General features: G+C 60.8%; 20 protein-coding genes. 13 read left to right on the plus strand and 7 right to left on the minus strand.

Translation table 11 applies throughout. The features are described 5' to 3' along the window. Nucleotides 1-120: 120 nt before the first annotated feature. Nucleotides 121-1,605 (minus strand): Asp-tRNA(Asn)/Glu-tRNA(Gln) amidotransferase subunit GatA, encoded by a 1,485-nt coding sequence (gene gatA, locus SPHS8_RS03675; protein WP_201514089.1) that lies wholly within the window; start codon nucleotides 1,603-1,605, stop codon nucleotides 121-123. Beyond that, nucleotides 1,605-1,892: an Asp-tRNA(Asn)/Glu-tRNA(Gln) amidotransferase subunit GatC gene (gene gatC / locus SPHS8_RS03680; RefSeq protein WP_201514091.1), complete on the minus strand. Its 288-nt coding sequence runs from the start codon at nucleotides 1,890-1,892 to the stop codon at nucleotides 1,605-1,607. Before gatC ends, gatA begins: the two co-directional genes overlap by 1 nt. A gap of 126 nt (nucleotides 1,893-2,018) precedes the next feature. On the opposite strand from gatC, the gene SPHS8_RS03685 reads away from it, so the two are divergent. Then, nucleotides 2,019-3,137 carry a DUF3089 domain-containing protein gene (locus SPHS8_RS03685; protein ID WP_201514093.1) on the plus strand — a complete coding sequence of 373 codons (1,119 nt, stop codon included), beginning with the start codon at nucleotides 2,019-2,021 and terminating at the stop codon, nucleotides 3,135-3,137. Nucleotides 3,138-3,142: 5 nt separating this feature from the next. Further along, nucleotides 3,143-3,607, plus strand: a complete 465-nt coding sequence (ruvX, locus tag SPHS8_RS03690) for a Holliday junction resolvase RuvX (RefSeq protein WP_097092785.1) — start codon at nucleotides 3,143-3,145, stop codon at nucleotides 3,605-3,607. Here the strand turns inward: ruvX and SPHS8_RS03695 are convergent. Continuing rightward, a complete protein-coding gene (locus SPHS8_RS03695) occupies nucleotides 3,604-4,008 on the minus strand; it encodes a MerR family transcriptional regulator (protein WP_201514095.1) in 405 nt (134 codons plus the stop codon). The two genes, ruvX and SPHS8_RS03695, sit on opposite strands and share 4 nt — an antisense overlap. Before the next feature lie 71 nt (nucleotides 4,009-4,079). Between SPHS8_RS03695 and SPHS8_RS03700 the strand changes: the two genes are divergently transcribed. Continuing rightward, on the plus strand, nucleotides 4,080-4,841 hold the full coding sequence (locus SPHS8_RS03700; protein ID WP_201514097.1) for a MauE/DoxX family redox-associated membrane protein: 762 nt from the start codon (nucleotides 4,080-4,082) through the stop codon (nucleotides 4,839-4,841). A 27-nt stretch (nucleotides 4,842-4,868) separates the two neighbouring features. Here SPHS8_RS03700 and serB read toward each other — a convergent pair whose 3' ends face one another. After that, nucleotides 4,869-5,747, minus strand: a complete 879-nt coding sequence (gene serB, locus SPHS8_RS03705) for a phosphoserine phosphatase SerB (protein ID WP_201514098.1) — start codon at nucleotides 5,745-5,747, stop codon at nucleotides 4,869-4,871. Here serB and miaA point away from each other — a divergent pair. From miaA to SPHS8_RS03735, 6 genes are all read left to right on the plus strand, one after another. After that, nucleotides 5,746-6,690: a tRNA (adenosine(37)-N6)-dimethylallyltransferase MiaA gene (miaA, locus tag SPHS8_RS03710; RefSeq protein ID WP_201514099.1), complete on the plus strand. Its 945-nt coding sequence runs from the start codon at nucleotides 5,746-5,748 to the stop codon at nucleotides 6,688-6,690. The genes serB and miaA overlap by 2 nt on opposite strands. Nucleotides 6,691-6,791: 101 nt before the next feature. After that, nucleotides 6,792-8,540: an acetolactate synthase 3 large subunit gene (locus SPHS8_RS03715; protein ID WP_201514100.1), complete on the plus strand. Its 1,749-nt coding sequence runs from the start codon at nucleotides 6,792-6,794 to the stop codon at nucleotides 8,538-8,540. Next, complete coding sequence (locus tag SPHS8_RS03720) at nucleotides 8,537-8,887, plus strand: hypothetical protein (RefSeq protein ID WP_201514101.1); 351 nt, start codon at nucleotides 8,537-8,539, stop codon at nucleotides 8,885-8,887. Before SPHS8_RS03715 ends, SPHS8_RS03720 begins: the two co-directional genes overlap by 4 nt. Next, on the plus strand, nucleotides 8,887-9,402 hold the full coding sequence (gene ilvN / locus SPHS8_RS03725) for an acetolactate synthase small subunit (protein ID WP_066523989.1): 516 nt from the start codon (nucleotides 8,887-8,889) through the stop codon (nucleotides 9,400-9,402). The genes SPHS8_RS03720 and ilvN overlap by 1 nt, the downstream gene beginning before the upstream one ends. 208 nt (nucleotides 9,403-9,610) lie before the next feature. Further along, the gene (gene ilvC / locus SPHS8_RS03730) at nucleotides 9,611-10,630 is read left to right on the plus strand and encodes a ketol-acid reductoisomerase (protein ID WP_201514102.1); all 1,020 of its coding nucleotides are present in this window, start codon (nucleotides 9,611-9,613) and stop codon (nucleotides 10,628-10,630) included. A 194-nt stretch (nucleotides 10,631-10,824) separates the two neighbouring features. After that, complete coding sequence (locus SPHS8_RS03735) at nucleotides 10,825-11,448, plus strand: YceI family protein (protein WP_201514104.1); 624 nt, start codon at nucleotides 10,825-10,827, stop codon at nucleotides 11,446-11,448. Between the two features lie 77 nt (nucleotides 11,449-11,525). On the opposite strand, the gene SPHS8_RS03740 is transcribed toward SPHS8_RS03735, so the two are convergent. After that, nucleotides 11,526-12,089, minus strand: coding sequence for a DUF1993 domain-containing protein (locus SPHS8_RS03740; protein ID WP_201514105.1), 564 nt, complete (start codon nucleotides 12,087-12,089; stop codon nucleotides 11,526-11,528). A 265-nt stretch (nucleotides 12,090-12,354) separates the two neighbouring features. On the opposite strand from SPHS8_RS03740, the gene leuA reads away from it, so the two are divergent. Then, nucleotides 12,355-14,025, plus strand: coding sequence for a 2-isopropylmalate synthase (leuA, locus tag SPHS8_RS03745; protein ID WP_201514106.1), 1,671 nt, complete (start codon nucleotides 12,355-12,357; stop codon nucleotides 14,023-14,025). 39 nt (nucleotides 14,026-14,064) lie between these two features. Here the strand turns inward: leuA and SPHS8_RS03750 are convergent, their stop codons facing one another. After that, on the minus strand, nucleotides 14,065-14,481 hold the full coding sequence (locus SPHS8_RS03750) for a VOC family protein (protein ID WP_201514107.1): 417 nt from the start codon (nucleotides 14,479-14,481) through the stop codon (nucleotides 14,065-14,067). Between the two features lie 62 nt (nucleotides 14,482-14,543). On the opposite strand from SPHS8_RS03750, the gene trmFO reads away from it, so the two are divergent. Beyond that, complete coding sequence (gene trmFO, locus SPHS8_RS03755; RefSeq protein WP_201514108.1) at nucleotides 14,544-15,896, plus strand: methylenetetrahydrofolate--tRNA-(uracil(54)-C(5))-methyltransferase (FADH(2)-oxidizing) TrmFO; 1,353 nt, start codon at nucleotides 14,544-14,546, stop codon at nucleotides 15,894-15,896. An 11-nt stretch (nucleotides 15,897-15,907) separates the two neighbouring features. Here trmFO and SPHS8_RS03760 read toward each other — a convergent pair whose 3' ends face one another. After that, nucleotides 15,908-16,372, minus strand: coding sequence for an EF-hand domain-containing protein (locus SPHS8_RS03760; RefSeq protein WP_201514109.1), 465 nt, complete (start codon nucleotides 16,370-16,372; stop codon nucleotides 15,908-15,910). 791 nt (nucleotides 16,373-17,163) lie between these two features. Here SPHS8_RS03760 and SPHS8_RS03765 point away from each other — a divergent pair. Together SPHS8_RS03765 and SPHS8_RS03770 are read left to right on the plus strand one after the other, a co-directional pair. Beyond that, nucleotides 17,164-19,251 (plus strand): pilus assembly protein, encoded by a 2,088-nt coding sequence (locus SPHS8_RS03765; protein WP_201514110.1) that lies wholly within the window; start codon nucleotides 17,164-17,166, stop codon nucleotides 19,249-19,251. Next, the gene (locus SPHS8_RS03770) at nucleotides 19,248-19,868 is read left to right on the plus strand and encodes a TadE/TadG family type IV pilus assembly protein (protein ID WP_201514111.1); all 621 of its coding nucleotides are present in this window, start codon (nucleotides 19,248-19,250) and stop codon (nucleotides 19,866-19,868) included. Before SPHS8_RS03765 ends, SPHS8_RS03770 begins: the two co-directional genes overlap by 4 nt. Nucleotides 19,869-19,875 lie beyond the last annotated feature (7 nt).

A 19,875-nucleotide genomic window follows, 5' to 3' on the forward strand; every position in this document is an offset into this window, starting at 1 on the left:
CTACACCGCCATCCCAGCGAATTTTTCATGTCGTCGTCCCAGCGGAGGCTGGGATCTTTCCAACTGTCGTGCCACGCCGCCTGAGATCCCAGCTTGCGCTGGGATGACGACGACATGAGCTTACCACCATTTCTCCGGCCGGGCGGTGAAGCCCGCGCGCTCTTCGATAGCCAGGCCTGCGTTCAGCACGGTTTGTTCGTCGAGCGCTTTGCCGATGATCTGGAGCCCAAGCGGCAGCCCCTGCGCGTCCAGCCCGCCCGGAACTGCCATCGCCGGCAGCCCGGCCAAAGAAGCCGGCACGGTGAAGACGTCGTTCAAATACATGGCCAGCGGATCAGCCTGCTTCTCACCCAAGGCGAAGGAGGCGCTCGGTGCGGTCGGCGTCAGCAGCAGATCGCACTTTTCAAAAGCCTGCTCGAAGTCGCGCGCGATCAGCGCCCGAACCTTCTGCGCCTGCGTGTAATAGGCATCGTAGAAGCCCGCCGACAGCACATAGGTGCCGATCATGATGCGGCGCTTAACCTCTGGACCGAACCCGGCAGCGCGAGTGGCCGCATACATGTCCTGCAGCCCCGCGCCATCGGGCAGGTCGCGCTGGCCATAACGCACGCCGTCATAGCGGGCGAGGTTGGAGGAAGCCTCGGCAGGCGCGATGATATAGTAAGTCGGCAGCGCATATTTGCTATGCGGCAGCGACACTTCCACTATCTCGGCGCCCGCGTCCTTCAGCCATTCGATGCCGCGATCCCAAAGCGCCGCGATCTCTTCATTCAGGCCATCGGGGCGATATTCCTTGGGGATGCCGACCTTCTTGCCCTTGAGATCGCTCGAAAGATTAGCCTCCCACTGCGGCACGGCCAGATCGAGCGAGGTCGAATCCTTAGGATCGAAGCCCGCCATCGTTTCGAGCAGGATCGCATTGTCGCGCACCGTCCGCGCCATCGGCCCGGCCTGATCGAGCGAGCTTGCGAATGCCACGATGCCCCAGCGAGAGCAGCGGCCATAGGTCGGCTTGATGCCGCTGATGCCGGTGAAGGCGGCAGGCTGACGGATCGAGCCGCCCGTATCGGTGCCCGTCGCCGCGGGGCAAAGCCGGGCCGCGACGGCGGAAGACGAGCCGCCCGAAGAGCCACCTGGCGCCAGCGCGGCATTGTCGCCGCCGCCGCGCCGCCAGGGCGAGATCACATTGCCGAAATAGCTGGTTTCGTTGGACGATCCCATCGCGAACTGGTCAAGGTTGAGCTTGCCCAGCATGCCCGCGCCCGCATCCCACAGCTTCTTCGAAACGGTGGACTCATAGGTCGGCTTGAAGCCTTCAAGCATGTGGCTCGCGGCCGTCGTCTGCACGCCTTCGGTGCAGAACAGGTCCTTCATGCCGATCGGTACGCCTGACAGCGGCTTCAGCGCCTCGCCCGCCGCTTTAGCCTTGTCGGCCACGTCGGCTGCTTCCAGTGCCTTTTCCGGGGTTTCCACGATGAAGGCATTCAGCGCCTTCGCGGCGGCGACATTGGCGTTGAATGCTACCGCGACTTCACGCGCGGAAAAGTCACCAGAGCGAAAGCCGTCGCGGATTTCGGCCACTGTAAGATCAGTGAGATTGCTCATTATTCAATCACCTTCGGCACCGCGAAAAAGCCATGTTCAGCCTGTGGCGCGTTCGCCAGCACCCTGTCACGAACATCGCCATCGGTAACGGCATCGTCCCGCAGGCGCAGCTTGTTGGGGATGACGGCAGTCATCGGCTCCACGCCGGTCACGTCCACCTCGCCCAATTGCTCCACCCAGCCGAGGATGTTGTTGAGTTCAGGCACCATGGCTTCGGCTTCGGCGTCAGTCACCGAAATGCGCGACAGGCTGGCGATCTTCTTTACGGTCTGAAGGTCTATCGACATGGCGCCGCCGCTACCACCCGCTCACGTCCGCTTCAAGTCCGCACTTGCGCGTGAGGATCGGCTGCGCCAGACAGGCGCCGCCCGACGCAGCCTATGGAGCCCTGCCGGCCGAAGGAGAGCAAAGCATTGGCCCGCAAGTTCCTCTATGTCGTCGCCAGCCTGATCGTGCTGGTTCTCGCGGCGCTGCTGGTCTATCGCATCTGGGGCATGGAGCTGATCCGCGCGGTGATGGTGCCGCGCGAGGCCTTCACTCCCATCGCTCCGCTACCGGCGAACGCCTATGACGATGCGAAGATGTGGATATCCCGCCCGGATATCCGGCATGACAATCCCGCGTTGTGGAAACCGGCCGGGCAAAAGGATGAACCGGTGCCGCAAAAGGCGGCGGTCTTTTTCATTCACCCCACGTCCTACATAACTGCTTTTGGTAGCGCGCACTGGAACATGCGGCTGGACGACAAGGATGCGTTGGCGACCGCCCGCCGGTTCGTGCAAGCGCAGGCGAGCGCCTTCAATGCGGTCGGCAATGTCTGGGTGCCGCGCTACCGGCAGGCGAATTACGGCGCATTCCTCACCGGCAAGCCCGCAGGTGAGCAGGCTTTGGCCGCCGCATACAGGGATGTTTCCCAAGCTTTTGCCGCTTTCCTGAAGGCAAATCCGGCTGGTCCGATCATCCTCGCCGGACATAGCCAGGGTTCGCGCCATTTGCTCCAGCTGCTCCATGACCAAGTGGCAGGCAAGCCGGTGGCTTCCCGTGTCGCTGCGGTCTACGCAGTGGGCTGGCCCGTCTCTGTGGAGGCTGACTTGCCCGCCCTCGGTCTGCCCGCATGTGCGCGGAGCGATCAGGCGCGCTGCATCCTCAGCTGGCAAAGCTATGCGGAGCCCGCTGATCCTTCGCCGATGATCGAGAGTTTCGAGGGCAAGGCGGGGTTCAATGGAAGGCCGCGCAAGGACACCCATATGCTCTGCACCAATCCGATAACAGGCACCTTCAACGGGGCTGCCCCGGCCAGCGCCAATCAGGGAACGCTAGACAGCCGAGAAGAAGGAAAGCCAGCCCGCTTGCTCAAGGGCGTCGTACCGGCGCGGTGCGAGAGCAGCGGCATATTGATGATCGGTGAGCCGATCGACATGGGGCCTTTCACCCTTCCGGGCAATAATTACCATGTCTACGACTATAGCCTCTTCTGGGGCGACGTGCGCGAAGACGCCCGCCGCCGCCTGGCGAATTTCGCAAAGTCGTGAGTGTGCTGCTTACCACCGATCGCGCGGCATTTCGTGAGGCCCTGCCCCAAGGCGGGCGATTGCTCGGCATGGATGTCGGCACGAAGACGATCGGCCTCGCGCTTTGCGACGCTGGCTGGTCGATCGCCAGTCCGGCACACACCGTTTCGCGCGGCAAATTCAGCAAGGACAAGATAGCGCTGGCTGCGTTCATCGACCAGCAGCAGGTGAAGGGTGTCGTCATCGGCCTTCCCCTCAACCTCGACGGCAGCGAAAGCCCGCGCAGTCAGGCCAGCCGCGCCTTTGCGCGCAACATCGCCGACTTGAGGCTGCCGATACTGCTGTGGGACGAGCGATGGTCGACCCAGGCCGTCACCCGGACGCTGCTGGAGGCAGATGCAAGCCGGGCGCGGCGCGGCGAACTGGTCGACAAGCTGGCTGCAAGCTACATCCTGCAAGGCGCGATCGATGGATTGATGGCGGGCTTTTAACCGGGTCCGTCAAACACGGAGATGATCGGGCATGGCCCATGGTCAGAGGCGTTGCATGCGCTCGACAGCCTGCGGAGCGAGTCTCGTGCAGCTTGAAGTTCGGCTATCTTGCGGTCAAGCGCCGCCAGCCTCTCGGCCGCCAATTCCCTCGCCCGCTTTCGGTCCTGCCCCGCATCCAGCTGCAAAAGCTCGCCGATCTGCTCCAATGTGAAGCCTGCCGCCTGCGCTGACCTGATGAACTTCAATCGGCGCACATCCTCATCTTCATAGCGCCTTATGCCGGACGTCGGACCGCGCGCGCCGCGCTCCGGCATCTCCAGCAAACCGCGCCGTTGGTAAAAGCGCACCGTCTCGACGCCAACGCCGCCTGCGCGCGCCAGACCAGAAATCGTCATCGACATGCTTGACTCCGGACCATGGTACGGAACCCATATGGGGTGGAGAGTAAAACTCTCCAAGTGAAAGAGATGTCATGAGCCCCAATGCCGCCACGGCCACCCACCCCCGAAAAGCAGTCCTCTATCGCATGGTGATGCCGGGCCACACCTGTCCCTACGGCCTGAAGGCGCGTTGGCTGCTGCGGCACAAGGGATATGAGGTGGAGGATCACTGGCTCACGAGCCGGGAGCAGACCGACGCCTTCAAACGCGAGCATGACGTCAAGACGACGCCCCAGATCTTCATCGAAGGCAAGCGGATTGGCGGCCATGACGACCTCCGGCGCTTTTTCGGCATGAAAGTCGCCAACCCGTCAGATACCAGCTATGTGCCCGTGATCGCCGTCTTTGCTGTGGGCGCCTTGCTGGCGCTCGCGGTAAGTTGGTTAACCGCGATGCCGCTGGTCAGCGTCATGACGGTGGAGAGCTTCATCGCAATCACCATGATGCTTCTCGCCATGCTGAAGCTTCAGGATGTCGACCGGTTCGCGACCATGTTCTTGAACTACGACCTGCTGGCCCGCCGCTATGTGCCATATGGCAAGGCCTATCCCTTCCTGGAGCTGGGTGCGGGCGTGCTGATGTTGACCGGCCTGTTCCATTGGCTTTCGATACCGGTAGCGCTGTTCATCGGCGGCATCGGCACGGTATCGGTTTTCAAGGCCGTCTATATCGACAAGCGCGAATTGAAATGCGCCTGCGTCGGCGGCAGCAGCAATGTCCCATTGGGTTTCGTGTCGCTCACCGAAAATCTGATGATGGTGGCGATGGCGTTGTGGATGCTGGCGCGCCTTTGAAGCTGGCGGCAAGCGGCGCGCGGATGGTCAGGCTTCCACCCAATGGGCTGACGCAATGCCCTGAGCATAGAGCAGCACGGACAGGTCCCCATGGACGATTTCGGCATGCGCCGCCTCGCGGGTCTTGGGCTTGGCATGATAGGCGACGCCCAGTCCTGCTCCCTGGATCATCGGTATGTCGTTAGCACCATCACCTACCGCGAGCGTCAGCGTCCGGTCGATGCCTGCTGCTATCGCCGCCTCCAGTTCCTGCAGCTTCCGGGAAGCGTCGACGATCGGCAACGTCACCGTTCCGGCCAACGCGCCGTCGGCGATCTCGAGAACATTGGCTACCGCGCGATCAAAGCCGATTTCCTCGGCAACGGGACCCGTGAAGCGGGTGAAGCCGCCAGAAACAAGCAGGGTTTCAGCCCCCCTCGCCTTCATGGTGCGGACAAGGGCGCGCGCGCCGGGCATGATCTTGACCCGCTCCGCACGGCATCGATCGATCGCCTCATCCGCCAGCCCCTTTAGAAGCGCGACGCGCTCATGCAACGCGCCAGCAAAGTCCAGTTCGCCCCGCATCGCACGTTCGGTGATTTCGGCGATCTGCGGCTTGATCCCGGCATAGTCTGCGAGTTCATCGATACATTCCACAGTGATCATGGTGGAATCCATGTCGGCGATCAGCAGCTTCTTCTCACGCCCTTCGGCAGGCTGAACGATCACGTCCACCTTGTCGCCAATTCCGGTCAAGGCCGCGCGCGCGGCCACGGGATCGCTGCCGAAGAAGATGTCGGCAGCCTTGTCCTCGTCCAGCCACTTGCTATCCACCGGCGCGCAACCCGCCGTGGCGAGCCGGGCGACGGCTTCCGCAATATCCTCCTGACTCAAGGCAGCACTTGCCACTAAGGTCGCGACGAACATGGACACTCCTGAAACATCGAAGGGCGAATCCCGCCCGCGCGTCGCGCTTATTGCCGGACCCACCGCCAGCGGCAAGAGCGCGCTGGCGGTTCGGCTGGCTCAATCCGCCAATGGGATCGTCATCAATGCCGACGCCAGCCAGGTCTACGCCGATCTGCACATCCTGTCGGCGAGGCCAAGCGCCGAAGACATAGGGGGTGTGCCGCATCGCCTTTTTGGGCATATCGACGGAGCGGAAGCGTGCACCGCGGCCCGCTGGGCGGCTGAAGCCAGCACCGAGATTGACAAAGCGCATGCGGGAGGGCGCCTGCCGATCCTTGTGGGCGGCACCGGTCTTTATCTGCGCACGTTGCTCGACGGGATTGCGCCGGTCCCGGAAATCGATCCGGACATTCGCTCCTTCGTTCGCTCCATGGCCGTCGCCGATGCTCACGCCGCGCTCACGATCGAAGATCCGGTGGCCGCCGCACGGCTGGCACCGGCGGACAGCACAAGGATCGCCCGGGCACTGGAAGTAGTGCGTTCGACGGGGAAACCGCTTGGCTTCTGGCAGCAGCACAAGAGAGGAGGAATTGGGGAGCGCATTGATCTTGCCCCCCTTATCCTGCTGCCCCCGCGCGACTGGCTGATCGCGCGCTGCGACCGCAGGTTCGAGCAGATGGTGCATATGGGCGCGGTGCAGGAAGTCGAGGCCCTGCTTGCCCGCGACCTGTCCCCCGACCTGCCGGTGATGCGCGCCATCGGAGTTCCTGAGATCAGGGGCTGGTTGCAGGGCGAGATGGACCGCGAGACCATGCTGGAGAAGGGGCGTATCGCCACTCGCCAATACGCCAAACGCCAATATACCTGGTTTTCTCGCCAACCTCCGCCGACTTGGGCGATCGAACAGCGGAAGATTGATGATAAGATCGCCAAAGAAATTGTAATAAAGTTGCTGATATAGGTATTGACTTGCCATTTTATGTCGAATAGAGGCACCCACCTTGCCAATGCTCCTCTTGCAGGGCAGAGGGCGCAACCTGCATCCAGTGGAAGGATTTCATCGTGGCCGAAAAGAGCGGCGCGGACATTTTGGTTGAGTGCCTGATCGACCTGGGGGTCGAAGTCGTGTTCGGTTATCCGGGCGGCGCGGTGCTGCCCATTTATGACGCACTTTTTGACCATCCCAAGATCCGCCACGTCCTTGTTCGCCATGAACAGGGCGCGACGCATATGGCGGAAGGTTACGCCCGTTCCACCGGCAAGCCCGGCGTCGTGCTCGTCACCTCCGGCCCCGGCGCGACCAATGCCGTCACCGGCATCACCGACGCGCTGATGGACTCCATCCCGATGATCGTCATCACCGGGCAGGTGCCGACTCAGTTGATCGGCACCGATGCGTTCCAGGAAGCGGATACGGTCGGCATCACGCGCCATTGTTCCAAGCACAATTATCTGGTCAAGGACCCGGCCAAGCTGGCCAGCGTCGTCCATGAGGCGTTCCATATCGCCACCACCGGTCGACCCGGCCCTGTCGTCGTGGACATCCCCAAGAACGTCCAGATCGCGACCGCGCCCTATGCCAAGCCGCTGGGTTTCGAACATGCGAGCTACAAGCCGCAGACGCAGGCTGATCCTTCGGCGATCGCACAAGCTGTCGAGATGCTGGCGAGGGCCGAGCGCCCGATCTTCTACACCGGCGGCGGCGTCATCAACTCCGGCACCAAAGCGTCCGCCCTGCTTCGTGAACTGGCGGAACTGACCGGCGCGCCGGTTACCTCGACCCTCATGGGCCTGGGCGCTTTCCCTGCTTCCTCGCCCCAATGGTTGGGGATGCTGGGCATGCACGGCACCTATGAAGCCAATTGGGCGATGAACAAGGCGGACCTGATCGTCTGCGTCGGCGCGCGCTTTGACGATCGCGTGACGGGCCGCCTCGACGCCTTCGCGCCGAACAGCAAGAAAATCCACATCGACATCGATCGCAGTTCGATCAACAAGACGGTCGAGGTCGATCTGCCCATCGTCGCGGATGTGGGCAATGCGCTGACGGACATGATCACCGGCTGGAAGACGCATGGCCACAAGGCGGCGGACCTTTCCGAATGGTGGGCCCGGATCGAAGGGTGGCGCGCCCGCAACAGTCTGGCCTATCCCGAAAGCCGCGAAGAGATCATGCCGCAGGAGGCGATCGCCGAACTCTACCGCGCTTCCAAGTCGGCCAAGGACGTCATCATCACGACCGAAGTCGGCCAGCACCAGATGTGGGCGGCCCAGCATTTCGGCTTTGAAGCGCCCAACAAGTGGCTGACCTCTGGCGGCCTTGGCACCATGGGTTACGGCTTCCCGGCCGCCATCGGCGCGCAGGTTGGCAATCCCGACAGCCTGGTGGTCTGCGTGGCGGGCGATGCCTCGATCCAGATGAACATTCAGGAAATGGGGACAGCCAGCCAGTATCGCCTGCCGGTCAAGATCTTCATCCTAAACAATGAATATATGGGCATGGTCCGCCAGTGGCAGGAACTGACCTATGAAAGCCGCTATTCCAACAGCTATTCGGACAGCCTGCCCGACTTCGTGAAGCTGGCCGAAGCCTATGGCTGGACCGGCATCCGCATCGAGGGGCCGCAGGAACTGGCGGCGGGCATCCGTCAGATGATCGACACGCCCGGCCCGGTGATCGTGGATTGCCGCGTGGCGAAGCTTTCCAACTGCTTCCCGATGATTCCGTCGGGCGCGGCGCATACCGACATGCTGCTCGATCCCAACCAGATCGCGGGCATCATGTCGGACGAGGCAAAGGCGCTGGTGTGACGCAGCATCTGAAGCTCCGCATCCATGTGAGCGAACCCTTCGACTTTGAACGAATCAGCGGCACGGCTGAGCTGAAAGGCTGGACCGTGGATCACGCAGATCCGGAAAATGAATCGTGGGAAGTGCATCTGGACGAGGGCTTCGATTTTCACGAACGCCATATCGGTCGCCTGTTGGTCAGTCCTCGCTATGTCGGTGAGCATCTGACTCGCATGTTCGACGCGATCGCGGGCTTCCCCGTCCGCCTCGCCCATCGGGATGACGGCAGCTGGCACTATGCCTTCACGGGAATGATCTCCCAGCGCCACGAGCGCAAAGAAGAACCGGATAACGGAACGAGCATCTGATGCACATTCAGGAAGAATATAGCGAACGGCACGTCCTGTCGCTCACGGTCACCAACGAAGCGGGCATCCTCGCGCGCATCGCCGGGCTGTTCACCGCGCGCGGCTATAATATCGACAGCCTGACCGTGGCGGACATCACGCCCGATCATGCGATCAGCCGCATCACGATCGTCACCAACGGCCCGCCCAAGGTGATCGACCAGATCATCGCGCAGCTCGACCGGCTGGTGCCGGTTCACAAGGTGACGGACCTTACCGCCAACGGCCCCTTCGTCGAGCGCGAACTGGCGCTGGTCAAGGTTTCGGGCACTGGCGAAGACCGGATCGAAGCGCTGCGCCTGGCCGATGTCTTCCGCGCCAAGGTGGTGGACACGACGATCGAAAGCTTCATCTTCGAGATCACCGGAACGACCGACAAGATCGACAATTTCGTCGGCCTGATGCGCCAGATCGGCCTTGTTGAAGTCGGTCGCACCGGCGTAGTCGGCCTGATCCGCGGCAAGGAGCCGAACTGACCGAATTTCCCTCTCCCCTGCAGGGGAGAGGGCAGCGAGACTTGGCGGCCCGCCGCCTAGTCGCAGCGGGAGAGGGGCCAGCGCCCTCACGGGAGCAAGGCCCCCTCTCCAACTCTATCTAGGCCCGGCTGCGCCGAGCCAAGATTTCGTATCCTCTCCCCGTGCCGGAGAGAGGAAAAGTGGCGACGGTATTGAGGGAATAGGAAACATGAAGGTTTATTACGATCGCGACGCCGACATCGGCCTCATCAAGGGCAAGAAGGTCGCCATCCTGGGCTACGGCTCGCAGGGCCACGCCCACGCCCAGAACCTGCGCGACAGCGGCGTGGCGGAAGTCGCCATCGCTCTGCGCCCCGGCTCGGCATCGGCCAAGAAGGCCGAAGGCGCAGGCTTCAAGGTCCTGCCCAACGCCGAAGCCGCCGCATGGGCCGACGTCCTCATGATCCTCGCCCCCGACGAGCATCAGGCCGCGATCTATGCCGACGACATTCACGAGAACCTGAAGCCCGGCGCGGCGCTCGCCTTCGCCCATGGTCTGAACGTCCATTTCGGCCTGATCGAACCGCGCAAGGACGTGGACGTGATCATGATCGCGCCCAAGGGCCCCGGTCACACCGTCCGCAGTGAATATCAGCGCGGCGGCGGCGTCCCCTGCCTGATCGCCATCGCGCAGGATGCGACCGGCAATGCGCATGACATCGCCCTGTCCTACGCTTCAGGCGTCGGCGGCGGCCGCTCGGGCATCATCGAAACCAACTTCCGCGAGGAATGCGAAACCGACCTGTTCGGTGAGCAGGCCGTGCTGTGCGGTGGCGCGACCGCGCTCGTCCAGGCTGGTTTCGAAACGCTGGTCGAGGCTGGCTACGCGCCGGAAATGGCCTATTTCGAATGCCTCCACGAACTGAAGCTGATCGTCGACCTGATGTATGAAGGCGGCATCGCCAACATGCGCTACTCGATCTCGAACACCGCCGAATATGGCGACATCAAGACCGGCCCACGCATCATCACCGAAGAAACGAAGAAGGAAATGAAGCGCGTCCTCGCCGACATCCAGTCGGGCCGCTTCGTCAAGGACTTCGTGCTCGACAACCGCGCTGGCCAGCCCGAACTGAAGGCGAGCCGCATCGCCGCCCAGCGTCACCAGATCGAGGAAACCGGCGCCAAGCTGCGCGCGATGATGCCCTGGATCGGCGCGAACAAGCTGGTCGACAAGGAAAAGAACTAAGCTTTTCAGCTTCTTCACGGCGCAAGCTGGGATCTCTGAGCTATTTTGGAGATTTCAGCCTGCGCTGGAATGAAGGAAGAAGCAGACAGCGCGGAATTCATATCGGTAACGCTCCGTTTCCGATTACGGCTCTGGAACAATCAAGGGACGCCGCTATGGTAGTGCGTCCCTTGAACGCTTCTGGAGACCTGTCCATGCGCAAGTTCGTGATTTCAGCCGTTGCCCTGGCCGCCCTGACCGGCACGGCCCTCATCGCCCAGCAGATGCCCCCGGCCCCTGGCGCCAAAGACCCGTCTCGCGTCAGCGGAGGCACCTATCAGGTTGATCCAGGCCACACTCAGGTGGCGTTCGCCTATGACCATATGGGCTTTTCGAACAATTTCGGTCTGATCGCGCAGCCGACCGGTACGCTGACGCTAGATCCGAAAAATGTCGCGGCATCGAAGGTGTCGATCGACGTGCCCATCGCCAATCTGCGCACGGGCGTGGCCGCGTTGGACGAGCATTTGATGAAGGCGGACTTTTTCGACGCCGCTAGATTTCCAAAAGCGACCTTCGTTTCGACGAGCGTGAAGCCGGACGGCACCACCAGTGCCGAGATCACCGGCAACCTTACCATCAAGGGCGTGACGAAGCCTGTGACGCTGAACGCCGACTTCTACGGGGCAGGCAAAGCCCCAGCCATGGCTGGCGGTAAGGAAAATGTCGGCTTTGTGGCGACGACCACCGTCAAGCGCAGTGATTTCAACATGGGGTATGGCGTTCCCATGGTCGGCGACAGCGTCGAACTGAAGATCGTCGCAGCGTTCCAGAAATAGTAGCTGATCGGGGTGTCGAGTTGCCACACTCGCCACCCCGATCGCTTGCCGAAAGGTGCGAGGATTGTCGCCGGGTTTCAATCCGTAGGCAGCGTACCCGGCCGCGCATAAGCGAACATGTGGGTGACATAATCCGCTTTGCCGATGTCGACGCCCTGATTGCGCAGGATCGCATAGGCAATCACCAAGTGAAAGTAGAATTGAGGCAAGGCCCAGTCGCGGGCATATTGCTCCGCCGTCAGGCCGAAGGTCAGCCCTATCGGCAGGGCATGTTCGATCGGCCTCTGCTCATCGCCGTCAAGGGCCCCTGCCGGCAAAGCTTCAAGCAGCGCGATCGTCTCATCGATCCTCGCCTTTGCATCCGCGATCGAGCCAGGGTTGTCCCCGGCATTGCGGCCCTCGTCCAACAAAGCTTGTAGTGATGGAGTAAACTGCTCGCCCATGAGGCGGCAGACCCCTTCCCGTGCCTGCACGCAGGCAAAGCGGACTTGCGTGGACAATGGAAACATGTCGGACGCCAGCTTGGCAGACAGCAGCCGTTCCGCCTCCTCCCCCATCTGCTCCTGGGCCTTGGAAAGCCAAGCGGACAAAGTGGCAAGCATCTGTTTATAGGTAGGAACGAGTAAGCTGTTGAGTGACATGGCGATCCCTTGATTGCATTCGAGGCGTGTTACAGGATCTCATACGACAACAAAAGCTGGACGAGCGCCATCGAAAAGGGTTAAGGCCGACCCATCATGCAGCGCGCGCTTCTTCCCCTGCTACGACTTACACGCCCTTAGGCGTGGTTTTTGTGCTGCTCTTCGCTTGAATGACGCAGCGATACGCCTAAGGGCATAATCAAGCAGATAGTCGTTTCACCGGGCCCGCATCGCGCCGCCCGTTTGCATAAAGAAGTAGCTTCCCATGATGCTGACCGACCCTTCGCAGAAATACCGCCCCTTCCCTCAGGTGGATCTGCCCAACCGCCAGTGGCCCAGCGCCGTCATCACCTCACCGCCGCGCTGGCTGTCGACCGACATGCGCGACGGCAACCAGTCGCTGATCGACCCCATGAACGCGGAGAAGAAGCGCCGTTTCTTCGACCTTCTGATCAAGGTCGGCGTCAAGGAGATCGAGGTCGGTTTCCCCAGCGCGGGCGCGACCGAGTTCGACTTCATTTCCGGCCTGGTCCGCGAAGGCGCTATCCCGGACGATGTGTTCCCGCAGGTTCTGACCCAAGCGCGCGAAGACCTGATCGCCACCACTTTTGAAAGCCTGCGCGGCGCGAAGAAGGCGATCGTACACGTCTATAACGCCGTGTCTCCGGCGTGGCGCAACATCGTATTCCAGATGGACCGTCCGCAGATCAAGGACATCGCGATCAACGCGGCCAAGCTGCTGCGCGACAATGCGGCCAAGCAACCGGACACAGATTGGCATTTCGAATATTCGCCGGAAACCTTTTCCACCGCCGAACTGGATTTCAGCCTGGAATGCTGTGAAGCGGTGATGGAAATCCTGCAGCCGACGCCGGAGCGTCCGCTGATCCTGAACTTGCCCGCGACGGTTGAGGCCGCGACGCCCAACATCTATGCCGACCAGATCGAATGGATGTGCCGAAACATTTCCAAGCGCGACAGCGTCGTCATTTCGCTCCACACCCATAATGACCGGGGAACCGGCGTCGCTGCGGCCGAGCTCGGCCTGATGGCGGGCGCGGACCGTGTTGAAGGCTGTCTGTTCGGCAATGGCGAGCGCACCGGCAATTGCGACCTGGTGACGGTCGCGCTCAACATGTACACGCAGGGTGTCAACCCGGGGCTGGACTTCTCCGACATCGATGAGGTCATCCAGACCGTCGAATATTGCAACCAGCTGCCGGTCCACCCGCGTCACCCCTATGCGGGCGAGTTGGTCTTCACCGCCTTCTCCGGCTCTCACCAGGACGCGATCAAGAAGGGCTTTGCCGTTCAGGAAACGCGCAACGACCAGATTTGGGACGTGCCCTATCTGCCCATCGACCCCAAGGATCTGGGCCGCGACTATGAAGCCGTGATCCGCGTCAACTCGCAGTCCGGCAAGGGCGGCGTCGCCTGGGTGCTGCAGCAGGACAAGGGACTGAAGCTGCCCAAGCGCATGCAGGCGGATTTCTCGAAGGTCGTGCAAGCGCTGGCCGACCAGAGCAGCCGCGAACTGAACGCGTCCGACATCTGGACCGCGTTCGAGGATCATTACCGCCTCTCCGGCGACCAGCCCTACAGGCTGATCGACTATAATGAGACCGGCCATGCGGGCGACCGCATCTTTACCGGCAAGATCGCGCACAAAGGCGGCGAACGGTCCATTTCCGGGCGCGGGAATGGCCTGATCTCTTCGGTGCTGGCGGCTCTGCGTGACGATCTGGGCGTCGATCTGGAGGTCGCAGATTACAGCGAACATGCGATCGGCGCGGGAACGGACGTTGCCGCGGCAGCCTATGTCGAATGCCGCACGCCGGATGGCCGCACGATATTCGGCATCGGCACCGATACCGACGTGGCGACCGCATCGGTTCAGGCGGTGCTTTCCGCCGCGAACAGCGTGGCTGCGTACTGATACACAAGGGCAGGCAGCAGCTGATAAGCGCTGCCTGCCTTAGGACAGTTCGCCGGACGCGCTGAGATCGACCTCAGCATGACATATGGCTTCCACATTGATGCCGTCTGGATCGAGAATGAAAGCCGCATAATAGCTCGGGCCATAATGGGGCCTGAGGCCGGGGCCGCCATGATCTCGCCCGCCGGCCCTGAGCCCCGCTGCGTGGAAGGCGTGCACCTGCGCCCGGTTTTCGACGCGGAACGCGATGTGCGTACCCTCCCCCACCGCCTCGTTGTCGCCGATCCAGAAGAAGGGATCATCGTCCCGGCCGTAGCCATGCGCCTCGCCGCCGCTCGGATTGTCCGCAGCCGGGATGGCCATCAAATGCTGCAAGCCTATCGCCCCAAGAAGTTGGTCGTAAAACTCGCGGGATCGTCCAGCGTCACTGACCGCGATACCGATATGATCGATCATTTTACGCTCTCCTTTTGTTGCTGATTGACCTACAGGCCGTGCATCAACGCATGGACGGGAAAATGGACGAAGCGACGGGCCATCAAGTACATATTATCGGCGGCGGATTGGCGGGGTCGGAAGCGGCCTGGCAACTGGCGCGGGCGGGCGTGAAGGTGCGCCTGTCCGAAATGCGAGGCACTGGCGACATGACCCCGGCGCATCAGACCGATGGCCTTGCGGAGCTGGTCTGCTCCAACAGCTTCCGTTCCGACGATGCGGACAAGAATGCGGTAGGCCTGTTGCATCAGGAAATGCGGCGGCTTGGCTCCCTCATCATGGCGCAGGCGGAACCCGCGAAGGTCCCCGCCGGGTCGGCTCTGGCCGTCGACAGGCATGTCTTTTCCGAAGGCGTGACTCGCGCGCTTGCCGACCATCCCAATGTCGAAATCGTGCGTGAACGGATCGACAAGCTGCCAATCGAGGGCATGACGATCGTCGCGACAGGGCCGCTCACCGCCCCGACGCTGGCCGCCAGTATCGGCGAGGCGGCAGGCATGGATCATCTCGCCTTTTTCGATGCGATTGCGCCGGTGGTGCATTTCGACAGCATCGACATGGATAAATGCTGGATGGCGAACCGCTGGGACAAGATCGGCCCCGGCGGTGGAGAGGGCAAGGACTATATCAACTGCCCAATGAACAAGGATCAATATCAGGCCTTCGTCCAGGGACTGCTCGACGGGGAGAAGACCGAGTTCAAGGAGTGGGAGACGAACACGCCCTATTTCGAAGGCTGCATGCCTATCGAGGTCATGGCGTCCCGTGGCCCGGAGACTTTGCGACACGGCCCGATGAAGCCAATGGGGTTGGACGATCCACGTACAGGCCGCTGGCCCTATGCTGTCGTTCAACTGCGGCAGGACAACGCGTCCGGCACGTTGTGGAACATGGTCGGCTTTCAGACGAAGCTCAAACATGGTGCCCAGGTTGAATTGTTCCGCACAATTCCGGGGCTGGAAAAGGCGGAATTCGCTCGGCTTGGAGGTCTGCACCGCAATACTTTCATCCAGAGTCCCAAGCTGCTCGACACGACCCTGCGATTGAAAAGTGCGCCGCACATCCGGTTTGCTGGACAGATGACCGGGTGTGAAGGCTATGTCGAAAGCGCCGCGATCGGGCTGCTTGCCGGACGCTTCGCTGCCGCTGAATTACTGAACCAGCGCATCGCACCGCCGCCTGCCGACACGGCGCTCGGCGCGCTGCTGGGGCATGTCACCGGCAATGTGGCGACGGCCGATTATCAGCCGATGAACGTGAATTTCGGCCTGTTCCCGCCGCTTGAGGACGTGAAGAAGAAGCAGCGCAAGGAGGCTTATACCGCCCGCGCGCGATCGTCCTTATCGCAATGGGTCGACGCGTTTGAGATGAACTGACGCCGCGCCGATCAGCATCGGCACTTTGTTGGCGCCTTCCGCTTGGGCGCCGTCGTCGCGAACTCTGCTGGCGTCAGCTTGCCGTCCGCATTCGCATCCGCTCCGGCAAAGCGATCTGACGTGGCGACGGCCCATTCCTCGAAGGAAAGCAGGTTATCCTTGTCCTTGTCGAGCGCTTTGAAGGCTTTGACCCGGCTGCCCAGCATCTCGCCGCGAGTGATAAAGCCGTCCCGGTTGCGGTCATACCGGGCAAAACGCTTCTGCTCCCGGCTCTGCGGGCTCGCCTCTCCCGGCGAAGGGAGCGCCTTGCCCACGGCATCGGGATCCCCTTCCGGCAATGCTTCCAATGCAGGAGGAGGCGGTGGCGCCATCACGGCTTCCGGGACAGGCCGAGTGGTTGCGCGCCCCTGCCACCAAAAAAGTCCCCCCGCCACCAGGAGCAACGCCGCCGCAGCGCCCGCCATTATACGTGCCACGCAAAATCCCCCTCAACGCACGCCAAGTGCAGTCCGCAATAGCCGGAAATAGAGGCGGGGTGTCAATCGGTTAGGGGCAGCCTTCCCTCGCACAATGTCCGTACGAGCCAATTCATATGCGATCCTCATCGGCCGCCAGGCAGCAGGCCAAACTCGATCTCCAATCAGAAGCATATCCCGTGCGATATCGAGTGCCTGGGTTCCAAGTTCCGAGTCCTTCACATGACCCGTGAAATCCCAAAGCGCCCAGACCGCACCCGCCTGCTGCAACCAGGCAGGCACCTTGGCTTCGCCTGCAAGAGAGTGGAACAGCCCCCCTCCTCTTCCGGTTGCGTAGTTTTCAAGGTCAGCATCAGCTATGATAGCCTCCCAACCATCGAGCCACGCCGTCAAGCCCGCCGGAGGAGCCTCGCCAGCAGCGCGCAAGGCGTCAACGAGAGGGTCGCCCCTACCCATGACGCCCGCGGCATCGCTCAAAGCTTCCTGCCACCATGCCAATCGCAGTTGGCCAATCATCGGTTCGGTCGTCGTGGCCACCACCCGGGCAAGACGCGCATCCAAAGTCCAAAGCAGACGATGGCGGGAAATTTCGCGACCAGCATAAGCGCTAAGTACGGCCGCTAACATTGTGGGCCGATCGCCGACTTGATCATTCATGAGTCATATAACTGCAGCCATGGAATTATCGCTATCTTAATCAGTTCGCGGATATTGATCCTGCCAACTGCATCATATCAGCAGTGCGTCACCCTGGTTTGACGGGGGCGGGATGAGCACGGGTGAGAGCAAATATGAGCGACAGGATCAAGCGCGCGCTGTTCATTTTAATGCGGCTTTACCACAATCAGGCGGGCAATACGCTAGCGATCGTGGCTGCATCAATTTTCCCACTCGTTGCCATGATTGGCGGCGGGGTCGATATGAGCCGTCTCTACATCACCAAAACCCGTCTTCAGCAAGCATGTGACGCTGGCGCACTCGCTGGGCGGCGCGCGATGACTGGACTCACTTGGACGACAGACGGCGACACGAGCTCGCGGAGTACCGCCGAAAAGTTTTTCAATATCAACTTTCCGGCGAACAAATATGGGACGAATTCCGCAGGCGTAGCGTATTCTGCGAGCAATACAGGAGCGGTGACCGGAAATGCTTCTGCTGTCGTCCCGATGACTCTGATGTCGCTGTTCAACATGCCGAACAGAACGGTAACTGCGATCTGTACTGCGGACCTTCAGCTTCCAAACACGGACATCATGTTCGTTTTGGATACGACATTGTCGATGAACGACATCAATCCAGGCGACAGCACAAGCAAGATCGTGGCACTCAAGAACGCGGTTACAAGCTTCTACAATGAACTTCAGCGCGTGAAGCCCGAAGGCGCGCATATACGCTATGGCTTCGTCCCTTATTCGGGAACTGTGAACGTCGGAACGCTGCTGAAGCCTTCATGGCTTCAGGACAATCCCAGTTACGACTCCCGTGAGGGAGATGGCACATCGACCCAAACAATCACCAAAACATCGGGAGGGGGGGTAGAGCCTGACACGCTGCAGTACTACACGGATTGGGAACGTGTTAGCGGATCATATGGTGCTGGTACTTCCTATCCAGGATCATCGGAAAATTGCGTCGCTCCAGCCAACAACATTTCAGATAACACAGTTCCGTCGGCCTGGACTTCCCCGCCCCCTGCCGTACCGCGCTCTCGCGATCATATCCGGACAAGACATGGCACGACTTACGGCACAAGCTTTATAGGAGGCGTGTGCACGATCACGTCGACCGTATATAATAATTTCGTGGAAAAGCGGACGGAAAATATTGTCAAGAACGACAAAGCCGGACAGCCGATCCCAATAACGGAAACGACCACCATCAACACATATTATCACTGGATTTATAGACCGATCAACTATGACATCTCCGACTTGAAAGTCACTGACAGCTACGGATACGTCAAGGGCGGCTTTATTAATGCGCTGGTTGAGAATGCGAACGCAAGCGCCACCCCTAGTCACCCTAGGACGCGCAAGATAACCTGGAACTCTTCTAATGCATGCATTGAGGAGCGTGGAAGCCCTCATGACATGAACATCGATCTAATTCCGGATCCCACGCGACCCGAAACACAGTGGAAGCCTTATCTTCCAGGCTTAGTCTATGGCCGCGACCAGACGACTACAGGATATCAGAAGCCAGCGCTAAATGGTCAGCGATACCCCACGGCCTGGCTCAACAGATGGGCGTTCAGCGGCTCCCCTCTTCAAACCAAAACGCGCGATTTTAACATTAATGCCACCACGAACTTTTTCACCCCCTCTAGCGACACAACACAGGCCGCAGCTTGCCCCTCGCCTGCCCGCAAAATGTCCGAAATTGACGCCACCACCTTTGGCACATATCTCAGCAACCTCAAGCCTGCGGGCTTTACCTATCACGACATTGGGATGTTGTGGGGATTGCGCCTGATGTCGCGGGAAGGGCTGTTTGCGACCGAACACGCAGCAGCCGAAGCGTCGGGCCGCTACGCCCGCAATCTGATATTCATGACCGATGGGCAGACTGACACACGCATCGGAGCATATGATGCATGGGGTTTGTCCGCCATGACGCGACGGCGCACGCCAACCAATCGGATGCCTACTGATGAAGAACAGAACGCCGCGACAGAAACGCGGCTCACGCAGCTTTGCAATATAGCGAAGAACGAAAAAAACATTACGGTGTGGGTGATCGCCTTCGGTACCGATCTTACTTCGCTATTGTCGAACTGTGCCTCACCTGGTCGCGCTTATCAAGCTGACAACGCTGATCAGTTGACTGCGACTTTCTCGCAGATTGCATCGCAAATCGCGCAGTTGCGGGTGACGCGGTGAGGAGAACTCTTGCCCTGCGCTGGACACCTCGGTGTATCCAAGCATTACGTGGAAACACTCGCGGCGCAACTATAGTAGAGTTCGCCATAGTCGCTCCTGTCCTCGTCCTCATTCTCATGTTCCTGTTCGACACAGGTTATTACTTCTATGCTCGAGCTATTTTGGGCGGAGAGGTTCAGGCGGCGGGGCGTTCATCGGCGCTGGAGACGGCGACGGACGCTAATCGTGCGCTTCTCGACGCATCGGTCGAAACAGCGGTAAAGCGGCTTGTCAGCGGCGGTACGTTCACTTTTGATCGACTGTCCTTCAAGTCCTACGGTCGGGCGCAATCGCGTGCAGAGGCTTTCGTCGATTCCAATGGCGATAACATCTGTAACAACAATGAAAGCTTTGACGACGCAAATCGAAATGGAGTCAGAGACACAGATTCTGGAGTTGCCGGCCAAGGCGGCGCCAAGGACGTGACGATCTACTCAGTTACGCTGCGATATAACCGGCTTTTCCCCATGGCATCTCTTTTGGGCTGGAGCCAACAGGTGACCATGACCGCACACACGATCCTGCGCAACCAGCCGTTCGACAAACAGGCTGAGGCTTTGATCGGCAAATGCAGTTGAGGACTGA

Origin of the sequence: Sphingobium sp. S6 (assembly GCF_905120495.1) — a bacterium.
GTDB lineage: Bacteria > Pseudomonadota > Alphaproteobacteria > Sphingomonadales > Sphingomonadaceae > Sphingobium > Sphingobium agri.